The organism is Nitrospiraceae bacterium (assembly GCA_035623075.1).
Classification (GTDB): domain Bacteria; phylum Nitrospirota; class Nitrospiria; order Nitrospirales; family Nitrospiraceae; genus DASPUC01.
In genome coordinates this window covers 46272-57380 of the sequence record DASPUC010000009.1, presented here as the reverse complement: position 1 = coordinate 57380, position 11109 = coordinate 46272, and the positions used below count along the sequence as shown (strand labels likewise).

General features: G+C 56.1%; 15 protein-coding genes and 1 tRNA gene. 11 read left to right on the top strand and 5 right to left on the bottom strand.

Annotation, left to right across the window (positions count from 1 at the left end; genetic code table 11):
• Positions 1-329: 329 nt before the first annotated feature.
• Together VEI50_02125 and VEI50_02120 are read left to right on the top strand one after the other, a co-directional pair.
• Positions 330-764 (top strand): cupredoxin domain-containing protein, encoded by a 435-nt coding sequence (locus VEI50_02125; protein HXX73903.1) that lies wholly within the window; start codon positions 330-332, stop codon positions 762-764.
• Positions 673-1815, top strand: a complete 1143-nt coding sequence (locus VEI50_02120; GenBank protein ID HXX73902.1) for a phytoene/squalene synthase family protein — start codon at positions 673-675, stop codon at positions 1813-1815. The genes VEI50_02125 and VEI50_02120 overlap by 92 nt, the downstream gene beginning before the upstream one ends.
• A gap of 487 nt (positions 1816-2302) precedes the next feature.
• On the opposite strand, the gene VEI50_02115 is transcribed toward VEI50_02120, so the two are convergent.
• The 4 genes from VEI50_02115 to VEI50_02100 are packed head-to-tail and all read right to left on the bottom strand — an operon-like array spanning position 2303 to position 3785.
• Positions 2303-2602 carry a hypothetical protein gene (locus tag VEI50_02115; protein ID HXX73901.1) on the bottom strand — a complete coding sequence of 100 codons (300 nt, stop codon included), beginning with the start codon at positions 2600-2602 and terminating at the stop codon, positions 2303-2305.
• Positions 2599-3012, bottom strand: coding sequence for a hypothetical protein (locus VEI50_02110; GenBank protein ID HXX73900.1), 414 nt, complete (start codon positions 3010-3012; stop codon positions 2599-2601). The genes VEI50_02115 and VEI50_02110 overlap by 4 nt, the downstream gene beginning before the upstream one ends.
• Before the next feature lie 23 nt (positions 3013-3035).
• Positions 3036-3389, bottom strand: coding sequence for a (2Fe-2S) ferredoxin domain-containing protein (locus tag VEI50_02105; GenBank protein ID HXX73899.1), 354 nt, complete (start codon positions 3387-3389; stop codon positions 3036-3038).
• A gap of 12 nt (positions 3390-3401) precedes the next feature.
• Positions 3402-3785 carry a hypothetical protein gene (locus VEI50_02100; protein HXX73898.1) on the bottom strand — a complete coding sequence of 128 codons (384 nt, stop codon included), beginning with the start codon at positions 3783-3785 and terminating at the stop codon, positions 3402-3404.
• 162 nt (positions 3786-3947) lie between these two features.
• Here VEI50_02100 and ald point away from each other — a divergent pair, with 162 nt between their 5' ends.
• From ald to VEI50_02055, 9 genes are all read left to right on the top strand, one after another.
• Positions 3948-5051: an alanine dehydrogenase gene (ald, locus tag VEI50_02095; GenBank protein HXX73897.1), complete on the top strand. Its 1104-nt coding sequence runs from the start codon at positions 3948-3950 to the stop codon at positions 5049-5051.
• 39 nt (positions 5052-5090) lie between these two features.
• Positions 5091-5167: transfer RNA gene (locus VEI50_02090), tRNA-Pro, on the top strand.
• Positions 5168-5386: 219 nt separating this feature from the next.
• Positions 5387-5683: an acylphosphatase gene (locus tag VEI50_02085; protein HXX73896.1), complete on the top strand. Its 297-nt coding sequence runs from the start codon at positions 5387-5389 to the stop codon at positions 5681-5683.
• Between the two features lie 27 nt (positions 5684-5710).
• The gene (locus tag VEI50_02080; GenBank protein ID HXX73895.1) at positions 5711-6679 is read left to right on the top strand and encodes a sigma-70 family RNA polymerase sigma factor; all 969 of its coding nucleotides are present in this window, start codon (positions 5711-5713) and stop codon (positions 6677-6679) included.
• A gap of 4 nt (positions 6680-6683) precedes the next feature.
• Positions 6684-7208: an adenine phosphoribosyltransferase gene (locus VEI50_02075; GenBank protein ID HXX73894.1), complete on the top strand. Its 525-nt coding sequence runs from the start codon at positions 6684-6686 to the stop codon at positions 7206-7208.
• Between the two features lie 109 nt (positions 7209-7317).
• Positions 7318-7875: a TraR/DksA family transcriptional regulator gene (locus VEI50_02070; GenBank protein ID HXX73893.1), complete on the top strand. Its 558-nt coding sequence runs from the start codon at positions 7318-7320 to the stop codon at positions 7873-7875.
• 138 nt (positions 7876-8013) lie between these two features.
• Positions 8014-8718, top strand: a complete 705-nt coding sequence (gene queC / locus VEI50_02065; GenBank protein HXX73892.1) for a 7-cyano-7-deazaguanine synthase QueC — start codon at positions 8014-8016, stop codon at positions 8716-8718.
• 167 nt (positions 8719-8885) lie between these two features.
• Entirely contained in the window at positions 8886-9032 is a 147-nt protein-coding gene (locus VEI50_02060) for a hypothetical protein (GenBank protein ID HXX73891.1), read from the top strand.
• A gap of 14 nt (positions 9033-9046) precedes the next feature.
• Entirely contained in the window at positions 9047-9430 is a 384-nt protein-coding gene (locus VEI50_02055) for a cytochrome c (GenBank protein HXX73890.1), read from the top strand.
• 192 nt (positions 9431-9622) lie between these two features.
• Here the strand turns inward: VEI50_02055 and VEI50_02050 are convergent, their stop codons facing one another.
• Entirely contained in the window at positions 9623-11068 is a 1446-nt protein-coding gene (locus tag VEI50_02050; protein HXX73889.1) for a sigma-54 dependent transcriptional regulator, read from the bottom strand.
• Between the last annotated feature and the right edge of the window lie 41 nt (positions 11069-11109).

The window sequence follows — 11109 nt, the reverse complement described above, 5'->3', positions numbered from 1 at the left end:
ATCAATGCCAAACATCGGAAGAATGATATTGATCAAGATGTTGGCGGTAATTGAGAGGGTGAGATAAATGAGAATGTTCGCGATCAGGAACAACCCAATACCCTTAATCCACTTCATTGATTTCCTCCTTAGCGGGGGCTGTGAATCCGCAACTTGTACATTATACAAACTACAAACTGAAAATGGGCGGGAGAAAAACCAATTGCTGGTCTCCCTCTCCTGTGAGCGATAAGATAAGGCCTTTCACGGTGCGGTCAAGTCCGCCCAAGTACTTGATCTGAACGGTGAAAGTTGACCGGATGTCCACCTTCTGTTAGAAAGTCACCGCGATGAACCGGAGCGTCGCTTTCTTCACGGTTGTGAGAGTGCTTGTGCTGATCAGCGGGACTATTGGTTTGCAACTAGCTGTTTATGCAGCAGAGCCCAGCGAACCGGTTGTCGTTCCCCTGTCTGCCGACGGAGTCCAACGGACAACGGTGATCCTCGACAGTTATTCTTACACCCCGAATCATCTGATTGTCGAGGCAGGGAAGCCGGTCGAGTTGACCCTGACCAGTGTCACGACTATCACTCCGCACAATTTCATCATCAAAGATCCAGCAGGGAGCCTCTCCGTTGAGCAGGATGTGAGTGCGGGCAAGACAGTCATCGTCAAATTCACGCCCACTCACGCTGGGACATTCCCCATCTACTGCGATAAACGCCTCTGGCCGCTGCCAAGCCATCGAGACAAGGGCATGGAAGGAAAGTTGGAAGTCAGATAAGGATCGTCCCACGGCTACTCATTCCTCCAGGCACGAACTCCTCCGCGATGTTCTCAAACAGGTCTCCCGCTCATTTTATCTCACGCTTACGGTGTTGCCCTCCAACGTACGTGGTCAGGTTGGCCTGTCTTACCTGTTCGCCCGTGCCGTTGATACGATCGCTGATACGGACTTGATCGACCGTAGTCGGCGACTATTCTACCTCCAGCAATTTCGCCATCAGTTTTCAGAAGATGCCATTCACTGGGATGAGGTCCGGTCCATCCAGACGTCGTTGCTCCCACATCAGACACATTCGTCGGAACGTGTTCTGTTGACGCGGCTTGAAGACTGCTTCCGTCTCTATCAGGAATACACAGTCGAAGACCGCCAGCGGATTCGTACTCTCATGTCCACACTGCCAAATGGAATGGAGATGGATCTCACGAAGTTCCCTGGCGAGTCAGCAGCCACACTCACCGCTCTTCAGACGACGGATGACATGGACCGGTATATCTATTACGTCGCCGGTTGTGTCGGTGAATTTTGGACCGGAATGATGTGTGCCCACATGCCGTCGCTGTCCCATTGGGATATTGCTCACATGTCCGCCATCGGCGTCCGATTTGGGAAGGGCCTCCAGCTCACGAATATTCTGAAAGACCTGCCTCGAGACCTGCGGCGAGGACGCTGCTACATTCCTGAAGTCATCTTAAGGGAAGCCGGCTTGACCCCAGCGGATCTTCTTCAAAAAGAGAATGTCATTCGCTATCGACAAGTGCTATCATGGCTGCTCAAAATTGCCGTCGATCACCTCGACCAGGGTTGGGCCTATACCATGCAGATTCCGAGAAGGGAAACTCGACTCCGACTCTCCTGTATGTGGCCGATTTTGCTCGCCGGCGAAACCCTCAAACGTGTAGCAATCTCACCGGACATTCTTGACCCCGCTGTCAACATCAAGGTGCCCCGTTACCGTGTCTATCAAGTGATGGCCTTGACCATCTTGACCGGCGCCTGCGGTTATATTGGCGCGGCTTACTGGGGACATTTGCGAAAACAGATTATATAGAGTCACGGAGCCACATCGTGATCGGTCATTCTCTTGGAAACCTAGGGCATGTCTTGCTTCGAATGTTAGGAGTGCCCAAGAATCAAAGTACTGAGCGACAGGCATTTGTGGCTGGTCTCGAAATTTTGCAATCCGACTTCTGTTCATTACACTCCTTGCCAATTTGACATAGATCAGTGTGTTACTGCTGTCGGTTTAGGCTTTTCACATCGCCCCTTTCGCCATTGCTGTCAGCCGCGGCCGTCTCGTGGGCTGGATGGAGTGTGTCGGGGTCTTGGCGCTGACTTTCGCCGGAGGTGCGGAACAGGCGAGGTATGTTTGAAAAGATACTTTGGGAAATGACTAAACCCTGTGAGCGGTTCCTTCTAGAGTAGTCTCGTCAGTCGCCAACTGCGCGCATGGACCGAGCACCGCCCGCAGTTTCAAATCCGATCGAATTCTTGTGTGCGCGGTCGGCGAGCACAGGCGATTGACGAGACTGCGCTCGCTACTTCTTCTTCTGCGGCTCCAGCAGCTTTTCCCCCTTCTTGAAGACCCCATAGATCGCTTGTGACGGGCAGGCATCCAAGCAGAGGCGGCAACTCTCCAAACAACGGGAGGCGTCGAACTTGAACGGCGGCGTCGACAGCCAGGCTCCCGTTGGGCAGATGGGGACGCAGATGGCTTGATGCGTACAACGATCGGGATGCCGGACAAGGTGATCGCGAATGACCATCATGGGTTTGACTCCTTCGAAGAGACCTTGAGAAAAGATCTCAAACATGTTTTTTTCGGGCTGGTTACTCACTTCCACTCCTTTACAAGCGCTTTCAGCTTGTCTTTGAGTTCCGGAATCTGATCCACGTTATTCCGAATGGCACCCAGAATGTTGCTGAGTCGAGCCGATTTCTGCGCCTCTTTGTCCTTCTTCACGAGGCGATCATGCTCCGCATAGGCCTCAGGATGCTTCAGTTCAAGATACTGGCGAGCGGCCGTCAAGGCCTCACCCAGTTCGTAGGCCTCTGCGGACGGAGGAGGGACGATGATAAAGGATCCGTCGGTAAAAACGACGACAGCTGACCCGGATTTACTCTTTAATTCGATGACGGCCTCGACGGATTTTCCAGTCAGGGAGTCCCACGAATTCAGCAGACCGGGAAACCGTTTCATGAAGGCCACCTTTTCCATGTTGGCCTTCCATTTGTCTTCGATTGGCATGGTGAAGGTGATCGCTGAAGAAGCTAGTCTATCTTCAGCGGCGCGAGCTTCGCCGGCACAGGATGATCCGGCATCAGCAATCGAGTCACGATCTCGCCTTTCAGAATGTGTCGTTCCATGATCTCAGTGACATCGGCTTCATTGCCGACCCAGTACCAGACACCTTCGGGATAGATGACCACACTGGGTCCCATCGAACAATGGTCGAGGCACCCGGCCTTATTGGCTCGGACCAACCCCTTGAGGTTGAGACGTTTCGTCTCACTCTTAAAATGAGCGTGCAGCCGTTCTGAGCCGAGGTTTGCACAGCAGCCTCGCGGATCGTCTTTTGGTCGTTGATTGATACAGACGAAAATATGACGCTGGAACGGAGGCATAAAGCAATAGCGTTAGACCGGCATGGTTGCGGTGCTGAGCCGATCCAGGAGAAGCTTAACGTCTGCTGTTGCAATCAGGGGCGACGGACTCGAGGCAGCGTCAAGGATGGTCACAATCTCGCGCAGTCGCAGCGAGGCGCGTCGGAACTCGTCGGTATTCGAGAGAGCAGAGCCTTGACCGGCACTCAACTTGTCGTATTCGGCGCGGATATCGCGAAAGTCTCGTTGCAGGTTCTTCTGCATCGAACAGCTCTCACAGTACCATTTGGGGCTTTGATCGGCGGATGGGGAAAGGCGATCGTACGATCGACCGAAGAAATCCCGGCCGAGAGAAAATTTCATCAGTGCCGTGCCGGTAGCACCGCAGGCATTGCAGGAACCAGCCGTTGCGTCCATGGGCCGTCCTCCAGAGTCATACAATGGTGTGTGAGACGAGCGAATCTTACACCAGGGCTTTACGCACTGTCCACAAGGCGGAATGCGGAAGATAAGGACAGGTTTGTTGTGAGCGTATATAATGCAAGTAGAGATACGCAATCACTCAGCGGGAGGCGGGCGGTGATTATCGGGGTCCCAAAGGAAGTCAAAGATCACGAATATCGTGTGAGTGTGACGCCGGACGGAGTGGAGGCGTTGACGCACGGAGGGCATCAAGTTTGGGTCGAGCCGTCAGCCGGTCTCGGCAGCGGCTATTCAGACGACGAGTATAGACGGGTCGGTGCCGTGATCGCCGGATCGAAGGAGGAGCTCTTTCGAAAGGCCGAGCTTATTGTGAAAGTGAAAGAGCCGCTGCTGTCCGAGTGTCCTCTCTTTCGGCCTGGACAAATCCTGTTTACGTATCTCCACCTCGCGTCGCTGCCGGATCTGACGAAAGCTCTGCTGGAGGCCAAGGTCACTGCGATCGCCTATGAGACGACGGAAGGACGAGACGGGAGTCTTCCGATGTTGAAACCGATGAGCGAGATCGCCGGCCGGATGTCGGTGCAGATCGGCGCGCGGTGCTTGGAGAAAACTCAAGGAGGGCGCGGAGTCCTCTTAGGAGGAGTGCCGGGTGTCGAGCCGGCGCACGTGGTCGTATTGGGTGCCGGCGTCGTCGGCAGTGCGGCGACCAGGATTGCGGTGGGGATGGGCGCTCGAGTGACCGTCATCAATCTCGATCTCGACCGGCTTCGCTATCTGGATGATTTGTACCAAGGTCGGATCGTCACGCGTGCCTCCACCCCTGGCGCCATCGAACAATCCGTTCGTGACGCCGATCTGGTGATCGGGGCGGTGTTGATACCTGGCGCACGCACTCCCAGGCTCGTGTCGCGCGCTCTAGTCGGACAAATGAAGCCGGGATCGGTTGTCGTGGATGTCGCCGTGGACCAAGGCGGGTGTTTCGAAACGACGAAGGCGACGACACACTCAGATCCGGTCTATCTGGTCGGTGGCGTATTGCACTATGGTGTGGCAAATATTCCTGGAATCGTGCCGCGCACATCCACTGTCTCGCTGACGAATGCTACCTTTCCGTTCCTCTCCCGTTTGGCTGCTGCCGGTGTCCAACAAGCTTTCCGTTCTGACGCCGGCCTCGCCAAAGGTGTGAATCTTACGGAAGGGAAAGTCACCTGTCGCGCGGTGGCCGAAGCACACGGCTTGCGTTTCGACCCTCTGTTGTAAGACAATCCCACCCTCGTTTCTTGTTCCTGCTGATCATGTCGGGGCGTAGCGCAGCCCGGTAGCGCACTGCGTTCGGGACGCAGGGGTCGGAGGTTCAAATCCTCTCGCCCCGACCAAACCAAGCTTGCTCGACCCGGAGCCTCCTCTTCTATTGAGGCGACGGGAAGGACATCCCGACCGACTCAGAAGTGGTTCCTTCTGTTACGTTCATTTATGTTCTCCGGCCATCGAGGACATTTCTCCAGCGCCAATTTGCAAAACGCGTGACGGTTCTGTTGAGGTATGAGAGTATCCGTTCGTAGAGCGAGCTGGCGTGCTCTTAAGCAGCTGATCTCATGAGTGAGTCAACTGCACACACCCCCGTTCGAGCACGAATCGTCGTGGCGGGACGAGTGCAAGGTGTGGGGTATCGAGCGTTTTGTGTCCGGGTCGCAACACAACGACGACTCTCCGGAGGAGTGAAGAACCTTGATGATGGCCGGGTGGAGCTCGAAGTGGAAGGAAGACGCGATCTCATTCTTGCGCTCATCGGAGACCTTAAAATCGGTCCTCCGGCAGCTCGTGTGACGACGGTTGATGTGGAATGGAGTGAAGCAACGGGACGGTTTGAGGATTTTCTGGTGTGGTACTAAGCGGGCGAACGTTGGCGTTGAGGTCAGATGGCACGTCAGAGTGACGAGCACGAAGAGCTGAACGAGGCGCGTCGACACGTCGAGGACCAGGACGACGACGAAGTCGGTGAGTCAGCCGAAGCGGACGGCGGCTCTGCCGGAGAGGAAAAGGAAAGTCGACGGTCGGAGGGACTCGATACCCTCAAAAGCTATCTGCGCGAAATCCGCCGGTCCACTCTTCTGAATTTCAAGCAAGAACAGCAGCTCGGTAAGCGGGTCATGGCGGGCGATGAGCAGGCCCGCCAGCAGATGATCGAGTCCAACCTTCGACTCGTGATCAGTATCGGTAAACGGTATATGCATCGGGGGTTTCCATTCTCCGATATCGTCGAGGAAGGGAATCTGGGCCTCATCAAGGCAGTCGAGAAATTCAACTACAAGCGAGGGTTTCGCTTCAGTACGTATGCGTCGTGGTGGATTCGGCAATACATCGAGCGGGCGATCATCAATCAAGGAAAACTGGTCCGTCTACCGGTGCACGTTGTCGAACGACTCAACCGATACCTCGGGAAAGTCGAACAACTGGTTCAGGAACTCGGGCGAGAACCAACCGCACTCGAGGTCGCGAAAAAGATGAAGACGGCAGAGGAAGAAGTCTTGGATCTGAAGCAGCTGGTCAGGACCACCTGCTCGTTGGACAGCCCGATCAATGACGGGGCCGATACCTGTTTGCGCGACGTCATTGAAGATCCGTCCTGTCTCTCACCGGCTGATGCCACGGAAGGAGTGTTGCGACGTACGGAAATGATGGGGTGGGTGAGGGAGTTGCCTGAGAAGGAGCAAACTGTTATTGTGTCGCGGTTTGGACTCGATGGTGGTGAGGCGAGAACCCTGGAGGAAATCGGCCGCGAGATGGGACTGACCCGAGAACGGGTCAGGCAGATCGAAATGGCCGCCCTGAGTCGCCTTCGGCATACCATCGAGCGCAAAACGATGACCCAGTCAGATTTGCTCTGAGTGCATGGCCGCCATCAATTATAAATCGCTCATTCGCGAAGTTTCTGATTTTCCCAAGCCCGGCATTCTCTTCTACGACATCACGACATTGCTGAAGAATCCGCAGGCGACGACCGCCATTGCCGATGAATTGACGGCCTATTATCGCGGCCAGCACATCACGAAGGTGGTGGGCATTGAATCGCGCGGGTTCATTTTCGGCGGAGTGCTCGCTTATCGGCTTTGCGCAGGATTTGTCCCGGTTCGGAAGCCGGGGAAGCTTCCTGCCGATTGCTTCGAGGTCAAGTACAGCCTTGAGTATGGCGCGAATTCGCTCGCCATTCACCGCGATGCAATTGAGCAAGGCGAACGGGTCTTGATCGTGGACGATCTGCTCGCGACCGGGGGAACCGCAGCCGCAACCGTGATGCTCGTGAGGCAGCTCGGAGGTGAAATCGTCGGGTTGGATTTCCTGGTGGAGCTGAAGGGCCTCCAGGGGCGTGAAAAGCTGGTTGGGTACGCCGTGCATTCGACGGTCCTCTACCCGTAGAGGGCTTGTTTTTTCTCCCCCCAACCCCTTGTCAAACGAACGGCCTCCGTGTTATGAATGCCGAACTTTTTTTGGCCGCACGCCGTTCACCCATGGAGAACGAGTCGTCATGGCGACGAAAGCACAAGCGAAAAAGAAACCAGTCGCAAAAACAAAGACGCCGTCAAAGAGCGTTGGCAAAGCCCGAGCGACCGCGGCCGCTGTGTTGGAAACACCCGTATCCGTAGCGATCTCTCCGCTTGCCGCGAAACCGAAAGAAACGGCGAAGGAACGCGAGGCACGGGAGCGCCGTCGCGAAGCCTTGCATCGGATGTTGCTTCGGAAACGGCAAGAAATTTTGAAAGAGATCGAGGGGAGCCTCGGACAGTCTCTGACAGAAGATCAGCAACGGCGGCTTGAGTCGGCTCGCGACGTCGGGGATCAAGCCCTCATGGATCTCGATCGAGAACTGGGCATCTCGTTGATGGAGATGCGTAACCGCCGACGACAGGCAATCGATGAGGCACTGACCAGATTGTCCGAAGGGACCTACGGAATTTGTGCGGAATGCGGCGTGGAGATCAGCGAGAAACGGTTAGAGGCCGTTCCGTTCGCGAAGCTCTGCGTCGAATGCCAGTCTCGGCAGGAATTGCTTGAGAAGATTGAGAAAGAAGAAGAACGCGAGTAGTTGTCGCGCCACCACCCCCGCTCCTTCCCCAGTGCGTTTCTCGATCATGTGACATTATGCTGTCGGTATTCAGGGGTCCCAGGTCTGGCGGCCAGGCGTTTGGATTTGCTCGTTCGCTCCTGGTAAGCTTGCCGCGTCATGCCGACAGTGTCTCCTTCAAGCAGTCGAGCGGTTGTGCTGGCCAGTGGAGGATTGGACTCCACAGTCGTCGCGGCATTAGCGCGGAGCGACGGCTATGAGCTGTTCCTCCTCACAATAGCCTATGGGCAGCGACATGGAGTGGAAATCGAACGGGCTCGTCAAGTGGCAAAGGCCTTACACGCGGCAAATCATCTCGTGCTGGACCTTGACCTGCGTGCCATTGGAGGGTCGGCCTTGACGACGGGAGCTGAGGTGCCGAAAGATCGGGCGACCAAGGATCGAACCGGCGGAATTCCCGCAACCTATGTTCCGGGACGCAATCTTATCTTTCTCTCGCTCGCAGCGGGCCATGCAGAGGTGGTGGGGGCGTCAGTCATTTACTTCGGTGCGAACATTCTCGACTATTCCGGCTATCCCGACTGCCGGCCTGGATTCATTCGTGCGTTCGAAGCGGCGGTCAATGAAGGGACCAAGGCGGGAACAGAGGGGAGGATGTTTCAAGTCAGGGCGCCGCTGTTAATGTGCACCAAAGCCGACATCATCCGCCAGGGTATCGAATTAGGCGTCCCCTTTGAGCTGACGCATAGTTGTTACGATCCGGTTGGTGTGCTGGCTTGCGGGCGATGCGACAGCTGCCTCATTCGTCGGGAAGGGTTTGCGAAGGCCGGAGTTGCCGATCCCATCGCCTATGCGGTAGGGTAGCGAACTAAGCAGCAAGACTCGCGAGACTCGCGAGAAAGGCGAGAAGGGTCGCAGTTGCCGTTCGCGCGAGTCCAGCCCGTCGCGCACGGCTCGCTCGCGGATGAGGACCAACCGGGCTCCCGAGCGTGCGAGGTGCAGAGCGAACCATGTCTCCCGAAGAATTCTTCATGTACCTGACGATTGGGTTGATCGTTCTTGCGCCGATCGGGGCCCGTATCTACCGTCGAATGACCCTTCGGCAGACACAGAAGATGTTACGGCAGCAGTTTGGGAATTCGGTCGGAAACAAAAACGAACCGAATCCCCGCGCATGACGTACCGGGCTTCCATGATGACGCGACCAATCCCGCTTATGGTCCTCTTGGTGGCCGGTCTTCTATCGGCGTGCGATGCCTCCTCGTCGAAACAGGCGATGAATGAGGGACCTGTTCCCGCTGAGTTTCAGAGTGGTGAAGCGAAGTTCAACGTCAGTTGCTCGGTGTGTCACGGCCAACGAGCTTCCGGGACTGATCATGGCCCGCCGCTGGTCCACAAAATCTATGAGCCGAGCCATCATGGCGATGCGGCCTTTCAACTGGCCGCGGCAAACGGCGTTCGCGCTCACCATTGGGAATTTGGCAATATGCCGAAAATCGAGGGCGTAACTCCCGAGGACGTCGATCAGATTGTGAAATATATTCGCTGGCTCCAGAAGCAGGCCGGCATATTCTGAACGTTGTGTCCACGAATCGTTTTCATCACGCCTTCCCCGATCGGACATGGTTCTCCCTCCACAGTGCGTGAATCTCCTGAGAGAGCCGGTGTGACCTTCCCCCGGACCGCTTCGTACGGTATCTCCACGAGCGTGAACGACGGAGTGATGACGGCCGACCGGTCACCAAGGCGATTTTGTAACCGAATGGGGCTACTGGAGGAGACCTCCTCCTTCGGAGTCTGGTCCTTTGGGAGGGCGTCCGGAAATATTCATCTGACGCAAGAGCTTGGTGAGGTACGTGCGCTGAAGGCCGAGCTCCTCAGCGGCTTTGGTCTGATTCCAACCGTTCCTGCGCAAGGTGTCTTCGATGACCCTCTTTTTATAGGCTTCCACCAACTCATGGTAATGCCCGGAAGGAATATGAACCTGGGTTACATGCTGAGTCGATTCTGCGGTGGCGGACAGGGAGAGGTGCTCAGGCTCGATCGTCTTGTCAGGAGAAAGGATGAGAGCTCGCGTCAGCACATTTTCCAGTTCTCGGATATTTCCAGGCCACTGATATTGTTGCAGCATCCGCAAGGCCCTATCGCTCAGCGAACAGTGCTTCTGAGTGCCTAGTTTCCCCGGGCGAGTCAGGAAATGCTTGGCGAGCGCGGGAAGATCGTCCAACCGCTCACGCAGAGGCGGGAGCATCACCGTAATCACGGCGAGACGGTAAAACAAATCCTCGCGGAAGGTGCCTTGGCGGACCGCCTGTCGCAAGTCCCGGTTTGTAGCGGCGATGAAACGCACATTGGCCCGCACCGCCTGGGTTCCTCCGACCCGATAGAACGTCTGGTCATTCAGCACTCGAAGCATGTGGGCTTGCATGGGGAGGGGCATGTCGCCGATTTCATCGAGGAAGACCGTCCCTCCTTCCGCCACTTCGATTTTCCCGGGCTCGCGCTTGACCGCTCCCGTGAAGGCACCTCGTTCGTGGCCGAATAACTCGTTCTCGAGCAAAGTTTCCGGCAGAGCGGCGCAATTCACGGCGATGAAAGGTTTTGACCGGCGTGGGCTCCATTGATGGATGGCCCGCGCCACGACCTCCTTGCCGGTGCCGGTTTCACCGAGCAGCAGGACGGTGACGTTCGACGGCGCAGTCTGTTTGGCGACCGTGAGTTGTGCGGCCATCTTGGGGTTGGTCCCCACGATCTGATCGTAATGACGACTGACTTCCTTTTGAAGGACTTCCACTTGGCGGTGCAGCGTGAGGGTGGATAACGCCTTGTTGATCACCACAGTCAAATGGTCGGCGGTATAGGGTTTTGTGAGGAAGTCGAAGGCGCCCAGCTGCATGGCCTGGACGGCACGCTCGATCGTGCCGAATGCAGTCAAGATGACGATGAGCGGTGTGGTATAAGAGGCAGAAGCTCCTTCTTCGAGCGGGGACTCTTTGGTCATTTTCTCCCGGACATGGTGCAAGACCTCGAGCCCTGACAGGAGCGGAAGTTCCAAGTCTAAAAGCACAAGATCGGGTTCTTCCTGTTCAATCAGGCGCAGCGCCTCTTTGCCATTGTCGGCAGTGATGGGGTCGTGTCCCATCCAGGTAACGCGATCCTGCAACCCCAGCCGGATATCCTGCTTATCGTCGACGATCAGGATTTTGGCTCGCATAGGTCCGAAGCCTCCTGCTCACGAGCGGAAATTGTAAGTCA